The sequence below is a fragment of the Enterococcus dongliensis genome (assembly GCF_031927985.1).
In the GTDB taxonomy this organism is placed as follows: domain Bacteria; phylum Bacillota; class Bacilli; order Lactobacillales; family Enterococcaceae; genus Enterococcus_A; species Enterococcus_A dongliensis.
Map to the genome: position 1 here is coordinate 1 of NZ_JARPZC010000002.1, position 17,225 is coordinate 17,225.

The window sequence follows — 17,225 nt, forward strand, 5'->3', positions numbered from 1 at the left end:
GATTGTTTCCGATTAGCTATTGAACAATCAAAAAAATCTAATAGTGAAAGGTCTATTTGTTGTACTCATTTTTTGGAATTAACTGTTATAAAATATTTTTTTGATTTAGCTAATTTTCACTTGACTCTATATAGTTAGTCTTTCTCATATTGTGATAATAACACAATTATAATTGATGAAAAAGAAATAATCAACCCTACTTTTTTGAAAACCAATTTAAAGCTTTACTACTTTTACTTACATAATAAAGGCAGGTGCAGTATAAACTTTTTTAAATAGGTCTTCTTTAACGAGCAGGTAGCGTCAGTTAAAGTAGATAATTTAAGATCGAAATCATATTATAGATATTCCGAAATTGGGCGTGATTGTTGCAGGTCAAAAGCTTAATTCCTCGATAAAATAAAAAGGAATTAGTTTTTTTATTTGTGGTACATTCTTCTGACCGTAATCAATTGTCATCTAATAATTACATTGTATTTTTTCATTTGATTTAACACGTTAAATATATGTTCTTAAAGTAAAAACATTGATGTTAATGGATTTTTAGTAATTTACTCTTGATAAGACCTACAGCCCTCGCAAAATGATCTGGAATTTACTTATCGTGTGCGAGAATGCGGTGCAATGATGGGAATCGAATTATTGGATCATATTATTGTAGGTGAGAACAAGTATTTCAGTTTACGAGAAGAAAAGTACTTAAAGTAGTTATTGAAAACCCTTGCGCGTAGAATAAAACCAATGTTAAACTATTAATGTAATCTTGTTTGAGTTGCGAGTTGGTATACAGATGTTTCCCTTTTCGTCAGCTAGCAATGTTACAATCAATAAGTGCGCAGGCACGAGGAGGATTTTATTCATGGAAAACGGAACAGTAAAATGGTTTAATGCAGAAAAAGGTTTTGGCTTCATCACTCGTGAAGACGGCAGCGATGTATTCGTACATTTCTCAGCTATCCAAGGTGAAGGATTCAAAACACTAGAAGAAGGACAAGCAGTAACTTTCGACGTTGAAGAAAGCGACCGCGGACCTCAAGCAGTTAACGTAAATAAACAATAAAGACGACAAAGCCTTAGAGAATTTTCTCTAAGGCTCTTTTTATGGCTTAGAAAATAAAAGAGGAGCTTGTTCCAGCAGCGAAGAGTTAGTTTTCCAATGAAAATTGAAAGAAACGATCTTCTTCTAAATCTGGAGTATGATTAGCGTTATTAATAGCTAAGGCAGCTTTACCGATGCAATACTGCCAGAAAAAGTCAAAAAAGAGATCATTGTTCTTCTCCAATTTGTTTGCAGTGAAAACTTCTTTTGTCACTTGTTTGACTAACTGAATAGTGTCAGAATCTTGCAAGAAAAAACGCTGGAATTCTTCTGGATAATCTAAGGCGTAGTTCATAATAGTGTTTGAAAGGGTTTGCAATGATTTAGGCTCTTAGTCTTCTAAAAAATCGGAATATTTTACTAAGATCCGATTGGTTAAAACTGTTTTTAATTCAGCTAGGTTAGCAAATTCGCGGTAGATTGGCTGTGTGGAACAGGCAATGTGTTGGGCGATATTGCGAGCATGAAATTTTTTGAAGCCTTCATTAATGATCAGTTGATAAGCGCCATCAATAATCTGGCTTCGGAGCACACGTTGTGTTCGTACCATAATTAATCTTCCTTTATTCTTAATTGATTATATAATAACTAATAAAAGTCATTACATTTTCTTCGCTAATCTTTATTGTGCAAATAAATGAGTTGTTTGTCAATTATTTTTTAAATATATCTAAAAATAATCTTTTTTATGAAGAATTATCAGTTTTTGGATTAGAAGTAGTTTTTGCAAGTTATAATAAAAAAACACCTATCTGATATTTAGATAGGTGTTTGTCTTAATTAATTATCTGGCGTCATGATCATTGGTAGGATCATTGGATGACGCTCTGTTTGATCAAATAGGAATGGTTGCAAAGCAGCGACCATAGCATTTTTTAATTTTGTCTCCGTACATCCGGCTTCATTTAGCGCTTCACGTAAGGCATGGAACAAAATCCGTTGTCCTTCATTAATCATATCACCAGATTCACGCATATAGACGAAACCGCGTGACAAGATGTCAGGACCTGCAAGGATTTCTTTTTTTGCAATATCAACAGTTGCTACGGCAAGGACTAGTCCTTCTTCAGAAAGAATCCGGCGATCGCGTAAGACGACATTACCGATGTCGCCAATGCCGCTGCCGTCGACATAAACATCGCTAGCATTGAAATGACCTGCACGACGCGCGCTATCTGCTGTTAGAGCGAGCATATCCCCATTTTCCATGATGAAACAATTTTCTTCAGGAACGCCAGTATCTTGTGCGAGACCTGCATGGATTTTCAGCATGCGAAACTCACCATGAATCGGAACAAAATATTTTGGTTTCATTAAACGCAACATTAATTTTTGTTCTTGTTGACTACCGTGACCAGAAGTATGAATGTTGTTCACTTTTCCATGAATCACTTCAGCGCCAGCTTCAGAAAGCAAGTTGATCAAATGATTGACGCTAGTAGTATTTCCAGGAATCGGTGAGCTTGAAAAAATTACCGTGTCATCTGGTTGAATCTGAATTTGTCGATGAGTCCCATTAGCGATCCGTGATAAAGCTGCCATCGGTTCGCCTTGAGAACCAGTACATAAAATCATCAATTCATTTGCTGGCAGATGATTGATCTCGTGAGCAGCAACAAATGTCCCATCAGGAACGGTGATATAGCCTAATTTTTGACCATTAACGATTGCATTTTCCATACTACGACCAAATACTGCGATTTTTCGTCCAGTTGCAACTGCGGCAGATGCAGCTTGTTGCAAACGTGAGATATTGGAAGCAAATGTAGCAAAGATGATTCGGCCTTTGATTTTTTCCATAATCCGTAAGATCGATTGGCCGATTGTTTGCTCAGATTTAGTGAATGTAGGTACTTCCGCATTTGTACTGTCAGAAAGTAAACACAGCACGCCTTCTTCACCAAGTTTTGCCATACGATGCAAGTTTGCAGGTTGGCCGACAGGCGTGAAGTCGAATTTGAAATCCCCTGTTTCCACGACATTACCAGAAGGTGTTTTGACAACGACACCTAAAGGATCGGGAATACTATGGGTAGTACGGAAAAAGCTTACGGACGTTTTGCGGAAACGAATCACAGTGTCTTCGTCAATCTCGTGTAATTCGGCATCACGCAATAGACCGTGCTCATCCAATTTATTTTTGATCAGTGCTAAAGCTAACGCGCCAGCGTAGATCGGGATATTGGCTTGTTTTAATAGATAAGGCACACCACCGATATGATCTTCATGTCCGTGTGTGATTACCACTGCTTTGACTTTATTGATGTTTTGGATAACGTAACTAAAATCGGGAATGACATAATCAATTCCTAGTAGATCATCTTCGGGAAATTTGATTCCGACATCGATAATGATAATCTCATCTTGAAATTGAACCCCATACATATTTTTTCCGATTTCGCCCAATCCACCAATGGCAAAAACCCCAGTTTCATTGTTTTTCAGCGAGAGTTTCATATTAGAACTCCGTTAACTTGAAGTCGGCATTTTCTTTTTCATATTCTAAGTGATTGCCTTCTAAAAGTTGGATATATTCCACGTTATATGGGGTATTATCGCGTAATAAGTTGTGAACCATTTCTTCACCATCTGCTTCTACATAAAGTGATTGTGTTTGTTCGCGTTTTGGGTTACGTTCCTTGGTTTCTTGATAATAAACTTTGTAAATCATTGATCTATCTCCTTTATTTGCATAATAGCAATTTTTTCCACGACAAAATGAGGGGCGACTGCCACCTATTTTTTTATGCTCAACGTCTTAGTTTTAGTAAAGCGCCGAGAAGAAGCCTCGTCTTTGCTTCTTGCTTGAAAAAACAATTTCACCGTTCATTGGGTTGTTCTTACAACAATTACTTGTAGTTTATCACAGAATATATAAGAAGTATAGAAACTAGGAAGTGAAATGAGGATTCCTTAAAACTTTTCAGAAAGTCTAAAAACTAAAATAAAAAACTCATTACTAAGAAGGCAGAAAGAATCTATTTATGCTATATTGGAAACATTACGGTATAGAAAGAGGCGAGAGAAATGAAGTTGATGTTGCGGTATACTTTACGCTATAAAAAGTTATTATTGTTTGATTTTATCAGTGTTTTTGGGTTCATCTTGATTGAATTAGGCTTACCGACGATTTTGGCTAGAATGATTGATCGAGGAATTGGAGAGAACGATTTTAATTATATACAAAAAATGGGCATCTTAATGATTGTGATTACAGTCATAGGCATTATCATGAACATCTCGTTGCGCTACTTCAGTTCTCAGATTACCTCTAGAATGGTCGCAGCGATTCGAGATGATCTTTTTGAAAAAGTTCAGACATTTTCACATTCGGAATATGAGCAAGTCGGAGTATCCTCACTGATCACTAGAACAACAAACGATGCGTATCAAATCATGTTGTTTATGCAAAATATTTTAACAACGGGATTTATGACCCCCATGATGTTTGGGATGAGTTTGTATTTAATCATGCGTACGAGTCCAGGGTTAGGGTTTTATGTATTGTTGGCATTGCCGATATTATTGTTAGCGGTCATTTTGATTGCAAAGTATTCAGAACCATTGTCTACAAAACAGCAAAAAAATCTGGACAATATCAATGGAATCTTAAGAGAAAATTTGTCGGGATTGCGAGTTATCCGTGCTTTTGTTAATGAAAAATTTGAAGAGATGCGTTTTCGTTTAGTGAATGACGCCTACACCAATAGTTCTAAGAGTTTGTTCCATTTGATGGCTGTAGCACAGCCGGGCTTTTTCTTTCTATTTAATATAGTGATGGTCTTGATCATTTGGAATGGGACCGTTCAAATCAGTCATGGAACTTTAGCGGTGGGAACATTAATTGCATTTATTGAATACATTTTCCATGCGTTGTTTTCATTCATGCTGTTTGCCACTGTTTTTATGATGTATCCTCGAGCAAATGTTTCAGCGCAACGGATCCAAGAAGTTTTTGACCTGGATCCTTTGATCAAAGACAATCCTGATAAAACGGCAGACCTAACGATGAAAAGTTCACTAGAATTTCGTGACGTTACGTTTGCTTACCCAGGACATGCGGAAAGTCCTGTCATTCGGAATGTTAGTTTTACAGCAAATCCGGGAGAGACAGTTGCTTTTATCGGCAGTACTGGTTCAGGAAAGTCCACATTGATCCAATTGATTCCGCGTTTTTATGATGTGACAGAAGGCCAAGTTTTAGTGAATGGGCGGGATGTTCGAGACTATCGCTTAAAAGATTTGCGACAAAAAATCGGCTATATTCCGCAGAAAGCTCAATTATTCACTGGAACAATCGCTGAAAACTTACGTTACGGAAAAAAAGATGCAACGCAAGAAGAGATGGAACGAGCAGCTGAAATTGCTCAAGCGGCAGAATTTATTGCGCAAAAACCAGAGGGATATCAAGAAAAATTAGCAGAAGGCGGCAGTAATTTTTCTGGCGGACAAAAACAACGATTGGCGATTGCCCGAGCAGTGATCCGCCAACCAGAAATCTATATTTTTGACGACAGTTTTTCTGCATTGGATTATCAAACAGATGCTAAACTGCGGGCACGGCTAAAAAAAGAGACGACTGAATCGGCTGTTTTGATAGTCGCTCAGCGCGTTGGAACAATCATGCATGCTGATAAGATTGTCGTGTTAAATGAAGGAGATGTCGTAGGGATTGGGACTCATCGTGAACTATTAGAAAATTGTCCGATTTATTACGATATCGCCGCATCACAATTATCGAAGGAGGAATTAGCATGAGAAAATATACTTCTTCTTTGAAACGCTTGATGCATTATATTGATCCTTACAAAAAGACTTTTATTTTGGTTTTGATCCTCGCAATCGGAACCTTGATTCTCGGGACATTGTTGCCCTATTTAACAGGGTTGCCGACTACAGAGGTCAGCAAAAATATTGCTCAAGGAGAAGCGGTCAATTTTGATTATGTCTTTCAATGGCTGCTCGTGATTGTACTTGTTGGGGTCGTTTATTGTGTCACACAGCTAGGAACAGGTTGGTTGATGGCAACGGTCGTTCAATCGGCGATGCGAGATCTACGGGAAGACATCGAAGCAAAAATAAATCGGTTGCCAGTATCTTATTTTGATCGTAACCAACAAGGTGATATTTTATCACGAGTCACAAATGATGTGGATGCGGTCAGCAACGCGATGCAGCAGGCAATCATTAAATCTATCAATGCAGTTTTAGGAATCTTATTAGCCGTTGCGATGATGTTTTATATCAATCCAATGATGGCGATTTTGTCTGTGATCATGATTCCTTTGTCACTTGTCATCTCACGAAAAATCGTTCAAGTCTCTCAAAAAGATTTTCAAGGAATGCAAAATTCCCTTGGCGAGTTAAACGGCTTTGTTCAAGAAAACATGACAGGATTTAGTGTTTTGAAATTATATGGTCGTGAACAAGAAACATTGGCGGGATTTAGCGAGGTCAATCATAAATTGCGTCATTTTGGTTTTCGGGCTGCGTTTGTTTCTAGTTTGATGCAGCCGCTTGTTCAAATGACTGCTTATGCAACCTATATCGCGATGGCGATCCTTGGAAGTTGGAACGTAATCCATGGAGTGATCTTAGTTGGTCAGTTGCAAGCCTTCATTCAATATATTTGGCAAGTTAGTCAGCCGATGGGAGAAATTACACAGCTCTCTTCAATGATCCAAAGTGCCTCGGCTTCTGCTAAACGAGTGTTTGAAATTTTAGATGAACCCGAAGAAGAATTAAACGAGCAAGACATCCCATTGCCAGAACCTGTCCAAGGAAATGTTGTCTTTGATCATGTCAAATTCAGCTATGATCCAAAGAAACCATTGATTGAAGATTTGAGCTTTGAAGTCAAAGCGGGCGAGACAGTAGCAATCGTCGGTCCGACTGGGGCAGGAAAGACAACCTTAATCAATTTGCTGATGCGTTTTTATGACATTAATGGCGGAAAAATCTTGATTGATGGCGTAAATACCCAAGAAATGAAGCGGTCGGATGTGCGGTCATTATTTGGGATGGTTTTACAAGATGCTTGGTTATATGAAGGAACGATTGGAGACAATATTCGTTTTGGACGACTAGAAGCGACTGATTATGAGGTCGTCGATGCCGCGAAGACGGCGAATGTCGATCATTTTATCCGAACGATGCCTGATGGTTATGAAATGTCGATCAATTCAGAAGGAGACAACGTGTCTCTTGGGCAAAAACAATTATTGACGATTGCGCGTGCGGTAATTTCTGATCCAAAGATCTTAATTTTAGATGAAGCAACTAGTTCAGTTGATACCCGTTTAGAAGGTTTGATTCAAAAAGCAATGGATCGTGTGATGAGAGGGCGTACTAGTTTTGTGATTGCCCATCGTCTATCGACTATTCGAGATGCCGATCACATCTTAGTGATGAAAGATGGGCAAATCATTGAGCATGGTACACATAATGAATTGCTAGCACAAGGCGGTTTTTATGAACAGCTTTACAATAGTCAATTTATGGAGGAGTCCGAATAATTAAAGGCTGTGACAGTTGTCACAGCTTTTTTGTGTAATCAAACGACTAGAAGGAAATTTTTGACGCTTTTTTATTAAGGAAGTTGTATTTAATAAATGCTATACTAGTTTTGAAAAATGGTAGAACAAATGATGTGACAGCTTAATAAAGGAGAGATCGTAGTGGATTTTATTGCAGATAGTGCAGATGTGTATGGCGATGTAACGATTGGTGCGGGTTCAACAATTTGGTTTCAAAGCGTATTACGTGGTGACAGTAATCGGATCTCGATTGGAGAAAAAAGCAACATCCAAGATGGTACGATCGTTCATGTGGATGAAGGAGCGCCTACTTTGATAGAAGATGGTGTGACGATTGGGCATGGCTGTATTATTCATGGCTGTACGATTCATTCAGGTGCATTGATCGGGATGGGCTCAACGATTTTAAATAATGCGGTAATTGGTGAGAATAGCTTGATTGGTGCAGGGTCATTAGTGACAGAAAGAACTATCATCCCGCCCAATTCGTTAGCCTTTGGTTCACCAGCACGTGTGATTAGGCAATTGACACCAGCAGAGATCAAAAAAAATCATGAAAATGCGCAACATTATTTTGAACTTGGAAAAGCGTATGTAAATCAAGAAATTCAAGCGGTTAAAGGATCTGCTTATGAAAGAGACTAGTTTTTTACTGCTTCAAGCGCAATTACGTGAGTTGTTTCCTAATGAAGGCTTGCACCAGTTGGCAATTTATGAAGACCAAGCAGGAAATATTCTGATTTTTTCAACACGCGGTCTACATGTATTAGAAGAAGATGATTTAACAAAAAAACCACGAAATATTTATTTTACTCCAGATTGTTTGAAACCCTTTGCACTTAGGCAACGGGACGGTATTTTTGAACTAATTGTGGAAACGCTTAAAAATCGTGTATTTGTTTTAGCGTTTCCTGATCAAACAGATGCACATCAAGCACTTCAGACACTGGTTGATCTGTTGATGGAGAGGACGATTTAGTGTGCTTTTTTTTAGATTCCAGCTATAATCTTACTAAAAGGAAGTGATGGAAATGGACGGAGGTAAATTTGACCAAGAACCAGTAACTGAAGAACAATTATTGGCGCAAGGTTATCGCAAATATCAGGGTGAAGGCATTGATATTTATTACAATAAAGATATTTGCGCGCACATTGGAAATTGTGTACGAGGAAACTCAGAAATTTTTGAGGTGGGTCGCAGACCGTGGATCATTCCTGACAATGGCAGTGTTGCGAATGCTAGTTATGTCGTGGATACGTGTCCTAGTGGCGCCTTGAAATACGTGATCAAAAAATAAATCATTGATGTGAGGAGAAGGACTATGGAAATCAAAGAGGAAAAGGAACGCTTGGTATTATTAAATGATGCGGATGAAGAAGCTGGTGAAATGACTTGGTCAAACGCTGGACCAGATATTATGATTATTGATCATACATTTGTTGATCCGACTTACCGCGGTCAAGGACTAGCTGAAAAACTGGTTGCTGCAGGTGTAGACAAGGCACGTAAGGAAGGAAAAAAAATTATTCCACTATGTCCATTTGCTAAAAAAGAATTTGAAGAAAAGACAGAATACGAAGATGTCCTAAGAAAATAATTGAGAGCTTCGCTAGTCAAATCACTAGATTTATGCTAAAGTTGAGCATGAGGTAGTTTGGAAATAAGGAGGGTCATCTTTTGTATAATTTTATTTTGGGTGTTATCTTAGTTTTATCAGTGATCATCGTTATCACGATCATGATGCAACCTAGCAAACAAAATAGTGCGGCAAGTGCATTCACTGGCGGTGCAGATCAGTTGTTTGGAAAACAAAAAGCACGTGGATTTGAGGCTGTGATGCAACGATCTACCGCAATCTTAGGTGCGATTTGGCTGATTTTACTCTTCGTATTAATGTTTTTATCAAGCAAATAAAACGGCCTCTCAAGTGAGAGGTCTTTTTTATTTTGTATTTGTAGTAAATCAAGTACACTTTAAGATAGAAGACTTGGAAGTTACGAATCTTTAGTAAAAAGCTACGTTCAGCAAAATGGCAAACGAGGAGTGAAGAAAAATGCTTCAAGCACCTGATTCATTGTTTTTCCCGCACGGAAAACAAGCAGTTCTACTTTTACATGCCTATTCAGGGAGTCCAAATGATGTCCGAATGTTGGCACGTTTTTTAGAAAAATTAAACTACACGGTCTATGTTCCTTTATATACGGGGCATAAAACTGCGGATCCGTTGGATATCCTAAAAGAGACAGCTGAAAAATGGTGGCAAGATAGTCAGCATGCAGTAGCATTTTTGCATTCGAAAGGATATCACGACATCGCTGTTTTTGGTCTTTCGATGGGCGGAATCTTTGCTACTCGATTGTTAAGTACAATGCCTGATGAATTTGTTGGGGGTGGCTTTTTCTGTTCGCCGATTGCGCCAGTCAAAACCAATGTAACAGAAAATTTCCTATTATATGCTCGGCAAGTTTTAGAACGGACGGATGGGGAATCAATAGAAGAAAAGATCAACAGTTATCGTCCGCTAGTCGAACAACAATTGGCAACGATCGAAGAGCAGGCCCGCTATGCCTTTGAAAACTTGGCAGTAATCAATCATCCTTTTTTTATGGCACAGTCGGGAAAAGATGAAATGATTGAGGCAAAAGGTGTCTTTCAAACGGCTGAGCGTTTACGACAGACGGCGTTTACCTTAAACTGGTATCCGGAAAGTGGACATGTAATTACTGTTGGACCTGAAAGAAGACAATTTGAACAAGACGTAGCTGATTTTTTAGCTAGTCTTGGCTGGAGAGAAAATAATGGAGAAAAAAACAATTAAAGCAGAGATACTGGCTGGATTGAAGGCAGCCAATAAAAAGAGTCTTTCAATGGAAGAGTTAGCTGAAGCGTTGTCTATGCGTAAAAGCGACGACTTTAAATTACTTGTTCAAACAGTTGCGCAAATGGAACGGGAAAAAACACTAGAATTTAATAAAAAAGGGCGCATCAAATTACCATTCCAACCAATTGAAATTGAAGGGATTTTTCGTCGGAATGAACGAGGATTTGGTTTTGTGACGATTGATCCAGAAGAGCCGGATGTTTTTATACCAAAAGAGGCAACGAATTTTGCGATGGACGGCGATACTGTCATGATTGATATTCAAAAAACGGCGGATCTCTTTTCTGAACGTGGCGCAGAAGGACGTGTCGTTGCTATCAAAGAACGGAAGATTCAACAGCTTGTCGGTGAGTTTACAGCATTTGATGTTGGGGAAATTGCTGAATCTGATCTATTTGGTTATGTGACACCAAAAGATAAAAAAAGTGCGCAGTTTAAAGTTTTTATTGCAGCTGAAGGAATCCAACCAGTCGATGGCAGTATCGTAATCGTTGAGATTACTCATTATCCGGAAAAAGGGTATGCAACGAGTTTGGAAGGCATGGTGACTAAAGTAGTCGGTCATAAAAATGATCCTGGGATGGATATTTTATCCATTGTCATTGCACAAGGCATCCCGACTGCTTTTCCTGAAGAAGTACAAACAGCTTCTGAACAAGTCCCTGACCATATTTCAGAGTCTGACTTAGTTGGTCGACGTGATTTGCGTGATCAGCAGATTGTGACGATTGACGGCGCCGATGCAAAAGACTTAGATGATGCAGTTACGGTACGCAGATTAGAAAATGGGAATTATTTTTTAGGTGTCCATATCGCTGACGTATCTTACTATGTGACTGAAAATAGTTTGCTTGATAAAGAAGCATTTGAACGGGGCACAAGTGTCTACTTGACCGATCGAGTGATTCCGATGATTCCGCAACGTTTATCAAATGGTATCTGTTCTTTGAATCCGAAAGTTCCACGTTTAACGATGAGTTGTGAGATGGAAATTGATCCAACCGGAACGATCTTGAAGCATGAAATTTTTCAAAGTGTCATCCAAACAAGTGAACGAATGACGTATGCTGCTGTGAATGCACTTTTAAAAGAAGATCGTGAAATGATCCAACGGTATGAACCTTTGGTGCCGATGTTTCATTTAATGAAAGAACTTCATCAAATCTTAGAAGAACGCCGGAATCATCGTGGTGCAATTAATTTTGAGGATCGTGAAGCAAAAATCTTAGTCGATCCTGAAGGCCATCCAATCGATATCGAGTTAAGAGAACGAGGTGTCGGCGAACGTCTAATCGAATCGTTTATGTTAGCGGCGAATGAAACAGTCGCCAAACACTTTAATCAATTGAAACTACCGTTTATTTATCGGATTCATGAACAGCCAAAAGAAGAAAAGATGCAACGTTTCTTTGATTTTGCAGCGGCGTTGGGAATCTTAGTCAAAGGGACTAAAAACACGATTACACCAAAAGACTTGCAGCAAGTCATCGATGAGGTGGAGGATAAACCAGAAGCAGCGGTAATCAATACGATGTTGTTACGCAGTATGCAGCAAGCTCGGTATTCAGAAGATAACTATGGTCATTACGGCTTGGCGGCAGAGTACTATACGCACTTCACTTCACCTATTCGACGTTATCCGGATTTGATTGTTCATCGTTTGATCCGCTCATACAGTCAGGATCAAAGTGATGCGACCAAAGATAAGTGGGCAGAGTCTTTACCTGAAATTGCAGATCATAGCTCAAAAATGGAGCGTCGAGCGGTTGAAGCTGAACGTGAAGTTGATAGCATGAAGAAAGCAGAATTCATGGCTGAAAAAATCGGCGAAGAATTTGACGGAATCATTAGTTCAGTGACGAAGTTTGGGATCTTTATTGAATTGCCAAATACCGTTGAGGGACTGATCCATCTAAACGAGTTGAAACAAGACTATTTCCATTTTATTGAAAATCAATTGGCCTTGGTTGGTGAACGCACACGTCAAACGTTTAAAATCGGACAAAAAGTCCGAGTAAAAGTAACTAAATCGGATCCTGAGACACGTGAAATCGATTTTGAACTCTTAGAAGCAGAAGAAGTACCTGCGTTAGAAATACCGGGAAATAATCGTCGGACACAACGTCGCAGACCAATGAATGGTTCTAAAAATAAACAGAATTCTGAAAAGAAAACTGGAAAGAATTTTGAACGCGCTAAAAACGAGAGTGGCAAGAAAAAGAAAAAAGGGAAGAAGGCTTTTTACAAGTCTGTTCCTAAAAAGAAAAAACCAGGTAGAAAGAAGGGATAATATGCCAAAAGGCGAAGGAAAGTTAGTGGCGCAAAATAAAAAAGCGCGTCATGATTATACTATTACTGATACGATTGAAGCAGGGATCGTCTTGCAAGGCACTGAGATCAAATCCATTCGAAACAGCCGAATCAACTTAAAAGACGGGTTTGCACGAATTCGAAATGGTGAGATATTTTTATACAATGTCCATATCAGTCCTTATGAACAAGGAAATATCTTTAATCACGATCCCGTGCGCACACGTAAGTTACTGATGCATAAAAAACAAATCGCTCGTTTAGCTGGTGAAGTCAAAAATGCCGGGATTACGCTTGTTCCATTAAAGGTCTATTTAAAAGATGGGTATGCGAAAGTCTTGATCGGTGTTGCCAAAGGGAAACATCAATATGACAAGCGGGAAAGTTTAAAACGTAAAGATGTGGATCGTCAGATTAGTCGGACACTAAAAAATTACGCTCGGTAACAAAATATTCTTTTTCGCATATTTAGTGAGAATTTCTTTACACCATTATAAATTTTGATACGATTAGTTACAATCCGTACTCTTTATTTTAATGGTCAAATCGACTATTAAAGCCGTTTCAACCAGAATAAAATAACGATTGAAAAAAGTAATCTGAGTTATACGAAAAAATTTTAGGAAAATTCTTTGAAATTTTCTTTTTCTGGTGGTAACATACGATAGTATTTTGAGGAGCAGCGCTAAGCAGGCACGAGCTGACGCGAGTCGCTGGGAAGAGAGGTGAACTAGATTGGATGAAAAATCTTGGGTTTTCCATATTGGTCCCGTATGGTTTGATGGTACGGTTACGACAATGATTCTTGTGACATGTTTGATCGTCTTTTTTCTTGTCTATGCGTTTACGCGCAACTTATCATTGAAACCCAAAGGAAAGCAAAACGCAATTGAGTGGGTCATTGATTTTACTACGAACATTGTTGGTGACAACATGCCTCGTAAAGAAGTCAGAAATTTTAGTTTGTTCTCATTTACGTTGTTCTTATTTATTTTTGTAGCAAACCAAATTGGACTGATCACAAAAATTGTTACTGGTAATGAAGTGACTTATTGGAAAAGTCCGACAGCTGATCCATTTGTAACGATGGGATTAGCACTACTCGTATTGGTCTTAGCAAATTATCTAGGATCAGAAAAAATGGGCTTAGGCGGTTACATCAAAAATTCTTTTTTCACACCTTCAGGATTATTTCCTATTAAGTTGATGGAAGAATTTACGAATGTTATTACATTGGGCCTACGTCTTTACGGGAACATTTTTGCTGGGGAAGTATTGCTTTCGCTTATTGCCAGCATGGTTACAAGCACAGGATGGTGGACTTTGCCATTCGCGATCCCGCTTGAGATGATTTGGATCGCATTCTCATTATTTATCGGTAGTATCCAAGCATTTGTTTTCACTACTCTATCTATGGTTTATATCAGTCATAAAATCGAGGTAGAATAAAAAAATTAACATACTTTTAGGAGGAAATTTATTATGAACTTTATCGGTGCAGGAATCGCAATCATGGGAGCCGCAATTGGGGCTGGTTATGGTAACGGACAAGTAATTTCAAAAGCAATTGAATCAATGGCGCGTCAACCAGAAATGTCAGGACAAATTCGTTCAACAATGTTTATCGGTGTTGGTTTGATCGAAGCTGTGCCAATTCTAGGTGTTGTATTAGGTATGTTGATGGTTTTCCAAGGTTAATAATTGACGCTTTTTTGTTGAGACTCAAAAGGAGTCTACGGGCCGCCTAATGGTCCTCAAATGAGGAAGACGAACAGAAAGGAAGACCGAGTATGCTGAATCTAGTTATTGCTGAGGCTGTCAACACAACGCTCGGTAATTTAATTGCCGTTACAGGAGCTTTTGTGATCCTAATGGCATTATTGAAAAAATTCGCGTGGGGTGCCGTTCAAGACATCTTAAGTAAACGTGAAGAAAAGATCGCCAATGATCTAGATTCTGCCGAACAATCACGAATCAAAGCAGCTGAATTAGAAAAAGAACGTGAAACTCAGCTAGCTAGTTCTCGTAGTGACGCGGCAGAAATCATCAAAAATGCGAAGGAAAGTGGCGAGTTAAGTCGTCAAAACATCATCAAAGATACAAAAGAAGAAGTTTCACGTCTAAAAGATCGTGCAGAAACTGAGATCAAAGACGAACGCGAAAATGCATTAATTTCTGTTAAAGATGATGTAGCAACGCTTTCCCTACAAATCGCAGAGAAAATCTTGAGTAAAGAGCTCTCACAAGGTGCTCATCAAGAATTGATTAACGACTACATGGATAAGCTAGGAAACACAGAACATGAAGCTTGATAAATATACTGTTGGTAAACGTTATGGAAGAGCTTTGTTTGAATTGGCGATCGAAAATAAAGCCGCCGATGCCGTTTATCAAGAGTTGTTGACAATCCGAGAAATCTGTAAAGAAATTCCTGATTTAGGAAATATTTTGACCGATGTTCGTTTAGAAGGTTCTGAAAAAAAAGCGATTATGGATGCTTTTATCGGTGGTTTCGATGGAATCGTCAAAAATTTTCTATTAGTTGTTTTCGAATACAATCGTAGCGATGATCTTCCTTTTATGATTGAAGAATTTGAACGTCGTTATGATGCATTAAATAAAATTGCACACGGGACAGTTACAACAGCCGTGCCGCTCTCTGAAGAAAAGAAACACGAACTTGAAGCAAAAGTCGCTGATGTTTTTGGCTACCAGAAGGCCACATTAACCCCGTTAGTTGACGAATCAATTCTCGGCGGTGTCATTGTTGAAACCGATCATCAAGTGATCGACGGCAGCCTCGCCAGCCAATTAAATGGTCTACGAGCAGCACTTAGTAAAAAGTAGAGAAGAAGAGGTGAAATGAATGGCCATCAAAGCAGAAGAAATCAGTGCTTTAATCAAAGAACAGATTCAAAATTTTGATAATAAACTGTCGGTTGAAGAAATCGGAACAGTCACATACGTTGGGGATGGAATCGCCCGTGCCCACGGTTTGGAAAATGCAATGAGTGGAGAACTTTTAGAGTTTTCTAACGGCTCTTATGGAATGGCACAAAACTTAGAAAGCAATGATGTCGGTATTATTGTACTAGGTGAATTTGAGTCCATTCGTGAAGGAGACAAAGTAAAACGTACCGGTAAAATCATGGAAGTCCCAGTCGGTGACAACATGATCGGTCGTGTGGTTAATCCATTAGGTCAACCAATTGATGGATTAGGTCCAATTGAAACAAGTAAAACTCGTCCGGTGGAAGCTATGGCTCCAGGTGTTATGCAGCGTAAATCAGTTTCAGAACCAATGCAAACGGGTTTGAAAGCTATCGATGCTTTAGTACCAATCGGCCGTGGTCAACGTGAATTAGTTATCGGTGACCGTAAAACAGGGAAAACTTCGATCGCAATCGATACGATCATCAACCAAAAAGGCCAAGATATGATTTGTATCTATGTTGCAATTGGACAAAAAGAATCAACTGTCCGTTCACAAGTTGAGACACTTCGTAAATTTGGTGCAATGGACTACACAATCGTCGTAACAGCTGGTGCTTCTCAACCTGCACCGCTATTATTTATCGCACCTTATGCCGGAACAGCGATGGGTGAAGAATTCATGTATAACGGCAAACATGTATTGGTTGTTTTTGATGATCTATCAAAACAAGCGGTTGCTTATCGTGAACTTTCTTTACTTTTACGTCGTCCGCCAGGTCGTGAAGCTTATCCAGGGGATGTCTTTTACTTGCATTCACGTCTATTAGAACGTGCGGCAAAACTTTCAGACGAATTAGGCGGCGGTTCATTGACTGCTTTGCCATTTGTTGAAACACAAGCTGGAGATATCTCTGCTTACATTCCTACAAACGTAATTTCGATCACTGATGGACAGATCTTTTTAGAAAGTGATCTGTTTTATGCTGGGATTCGTCCAGCTGTTGATGCAGGTCTATCTGTATCACGTGTTGGTGGTTCAGCACAGATCAAAGCGATGAAAAAAGTTGCAGGAACACTTCGTTTGGACCTTGCCAGCTATCGTGAATTAGAAGCCTTCACACAATTTGGGTCTGATTTAGATGCGGCAACTCAAGCAAAATTAAATCGTGGTCGTCGAACAGTTGAAGTCTTGAAACAAAAATTACATGATCCGCTTCCTGTTGAAAAACAAGTTGTGATCCTTTATGCCTTGACCCATGGCGTACTTGATAGTATTCCAGTCAACAGTATTTTAGATTTTGAAGCACGTCTATTTGAATATCTAGAAACCAATCACTCAGATTTATTTGCAACGATTCGTGATACAAAAGATTTACCAGATACAGATAAATTAGATGAGGCGATCCAAGAGTTCAAAGACATTTTTGACGCTTCCGTAGCTAACCAAGAAAAAGCATAATCGAG

Annotated in this window: 20 protein-coding genes and 1 pseudogene; 17 read left to right on the plus strand and 4 right to left on the minus strand. The window is 38.9% G+C overall.

Annotation, left to right across the window (positions count from 1 at the left end):
• Nucleotides 1-573: 573 nt before the first annotated feature.
• Both P7D84_RS01565 and P7D84_RS01570 read left to right on the plus strand, forming a co-directional pair.
• A pseudogene (locus tag P7D84_RS01565) lies at nt 574-708 on the plus strand (JAB domain-containing protein); the annotation flags it as partial.
• A 151-nt stretch (nt 709-859) separates the two neighbouring features.
• On the plus strand, nt 860-1,060 hold the full coding sequence (locus tag P7D84_RS01570; RefSeq protein WP_137604048.1) for a cold-shock protein: 201 nt from the start codon (nt 860-862) through the stop codon (nt 1,058-1,060).
• Nucleotides 1,061-1,145: 85 nt separating this feature from the next.
• Here the strand turns inward: P7D84_RS01570 and P7D84_RS01575 are convergent, their stop codons facing one another.
• From P7D84_RS01575 to P7D84_RS01590, 4 genes are all read right to left on the minus strand, one after another.
• Nucleotides 1,146-1,418, minus strand: a complete 273-nt coding sequence (locus P7D84_RS01575) for a hypothetical protein (RefSeq protein WP_311804793.1) — start codon at nt 1,416-1,418, stop codon at nt 1,146-1,148.
• A 12-nt stretch (nt 1,419-1,430) separates the two neighbouring features.
• On the minus strand, nt 1,431-1,649 hold the full coding sequence (locus tag P7D84_RS01580; RefSeq protein WP_311804794.1) for a TetR/AcrR family transcriptional regulator: 219 nt from the start codon (nt 1,647-1,649) through the stop codon (nt 1,431-1,433).
• 230 nt (nt 1,650-1,879) lie between these two features.
• Nucleotides 1,880-3,556 (minus strand): ribonuclease J1, encoded by a 1,677-nt coding sequence (gene rnjA / locus P7D84_RS01585; protein WP_311804795.1) that lies wholly within the window; start codon nt 3,554-3,556, stop codon nt 1,880-1,882.
• Nucleotide 3,557: 1 nt separating this feature from the next.
• Nucleotides 3,558-3,770, minus strand: a complete 213-nt coding sequence (locus tag P7D84_RS01590; RefSeq protein WP_137604045.1) for a DNA-directed RNA polymerase subunit epsilon — start codon at nt 3,768-3,770, stop codon at nt 3,558-3,560.
• 356 nt (nt 3,771-4,126) lie between these two features.
• Here P7D84_RS01590 and P7D84_RS01595 point away from each other — a divergent pair, with 356 nt between their 5' ends.
• From P7D84_RS01595 to atpA, 15 genes are all read left to right on the plus strand, one after another.
• A complete protein-coding gene (locus P7D84_RS01595; protein WP_311804796.1) occupies nt 4,127-5,857 on the plus strand; it encodes an ABC transporter ATP-binding protein in 1,731 nt (576 codons plus the stop codon).
• Nucleotides 5,854-7,614 carry an ABC transporter ATP-binding protein gene (locus P7D84_RS01600; RefSeq protein ID WP_311804797.1) on the plus strand — a complete coding sequence of 587 codons (1,761 nt, stop codon included), beginning with the start codon at nt 5,854-5,856 and terminating at the stop codon, nt 7,612-7,614. Before P7D84_RS01595 ends, P7D84_RS01600 begins: the two co-directional genes overlap by 4 nt.
• A 156-nt stretch (nt 7,615-7,770) precedes the next feature.
• On the plus strand, nt 7,771-8,280 hold the full coding sequence (locus tag P7D84_RS01605) for a gamma carbonic anhydrase family protein (RefSeq protein ID WP_137604042.1): 510 nt from the start codon (nt 7,771-7,773) through the stop codon (nt 8,278-8,280).
• Nucleotides 8,267-8,614: a hypothetical protein gene (locus P7D84_RS01610; protein WP_137604041.1), complete on the plus strand. Its 348-nt coding sequence runs from the start codon at nt 8,267-8,269 to the stop codon at nt 8,612-8,614. Before P7D84_RS01605 ends, P7D84_RS01610 begins: the two co-directional genes overlap by 14 nt.
• A 52-nt stretch (nt 8,615-8,666) precedes the next feature.
• Entirely contained in the window at nt 8,667-8,933 is a 267-nt protein-coding gene (locus tag P7D84_RS01615; RefSeq protein WP_311804798.1) for a (4Fe-4S)-binding protein, read from the plus strand.
• Between the two features lie 24 nt (nt 8,934-8,957).
• Complete coding sequence (locus tag P7D84_RS01620) at nt 8,958-9,233, plus strand: GNAT family N-acetyltransferase (protein WP_137604039.1); 276 nt, start codon at nt 8,958-8,960, stop codon at nt 9,231-9,233.
• 80 nt (nt 9,234-9,313) lie between these two features.
• Nucleotides 9,314-9,550 carry a preprotein translocase subunit SecG gene (gene secG, locus P7D84_RS01625; RefSeq protein ID WP_137604038.1) on the plus strand — a complete coding sequence of 79 codons (237 nt, stop codon included), beginning with the start codon at nt 9,314-9,316 and terminating at the stop codon, nt 9,548-9,550.
• A gap of 139 nt (nt 9,551-9,689) precedes the next feature.
• A complete protein-coding gene (locus tag P7D84_RS01630; protein WP_311804799.1) occupies nt 9,690-10,454 on the plus strand; it encodes an alpha/beta hydrolase in 765 nt (254 codons plus the stop codon).
• A complete protein-coding gene (rnr, locus tag P7D84_RS01635) occupies nt 10,435-12,807 on the plus strand; it encodes a ribonuclease R (protein ID WP_311804800.1) in 2,373 nt (790 codons plus the stop codon). The genes P7D84_RS01630 and rnr overlap by 20 nt, the downstream gene beginning before the upstream one ends.
• Nucleotide 12,808: 1 nt before the next feature.
• Nucleotides 12,809-13,273, plus strand: coding sequence for an SsrA-binding protein SmpB (gene smpB / locus P7D84_RS01640; protein WP_137604035.1), 465 nt, complete (start codon nt 12,809-12,811; stop codon nt 13,271-13,273).
• 289 nt (nt 13,274-13,562) lie between these two features.
• Nucleotides 13,563-14,276 (plus strand): F0F1 ATP synthase subunit A, encoded by a 714-nt coding sequence (gene atpB, locus P7D84_RS01645; protein ID WP_311804801.1) that lies wholly within the window; start codon nt 13,563-13,565, stop codon nt 14,274-14,276.
• A 33-nt stretch (nt 14,277-14,309) separates the two neighbouring features.
• The gene (atpE, locus tag P7D84_RS01650; RefSeq protein ID WP_010746753.1) at nt 14,310-14,525 is read left to right on the plus strand and encodes an ATP synthase F0 subunit C; all 216 of its coding nucleotides are present in this window, start codon (nt 14,310-14,312) and stop codon (nt 14,523-14,525) included.
• Nucleotides 14,526-14,617: 92 nt separating this feature from the next.
• The gene (gene atpF, locus P7D84_RS01655; RefSeq protein WP_137604033.1) at nt 14,618-15,139 is read left to right on the plus strand and encodes a F0F1 ATP synthase subunit B; all 522 of its coding nucleotides are present in this window, start codon (nt 14,618-14,620) and stop codon (nt 15,137-15,139) included.
• Nucleotides 15,129-15,674: an ATP synthase F1 subunit delta gene (gene atpH / locus P7D84_RS01660; RefSeq protein ID WP_311801258.1), complete on the plus strand. Its 546-nt coding sequence runs from the start codon at nt 15,129-15,131 to the stop codon at nt 15,672-15,674. The genes atpF and atpH overlap by 11 nt, the downstream gene beginning before the upstream one ends.
• 19 nt (nt 15,675-15,693) lie before the next feature.
• Nucleotides 15,694-17,220, plus strand: a complete 1,527-nt coding sequence (gene atpA, locus P7D84_RS01665; RefSeq protein ID WP_137604031.1) for a F0F1 ATP synthase subunit alpha — start codon at nt 15,694-15,696, stop codon at nt 17,218-17,220.
• Nucleotides 17,221-17,225 lie beyond the last annotated feature (5 nt).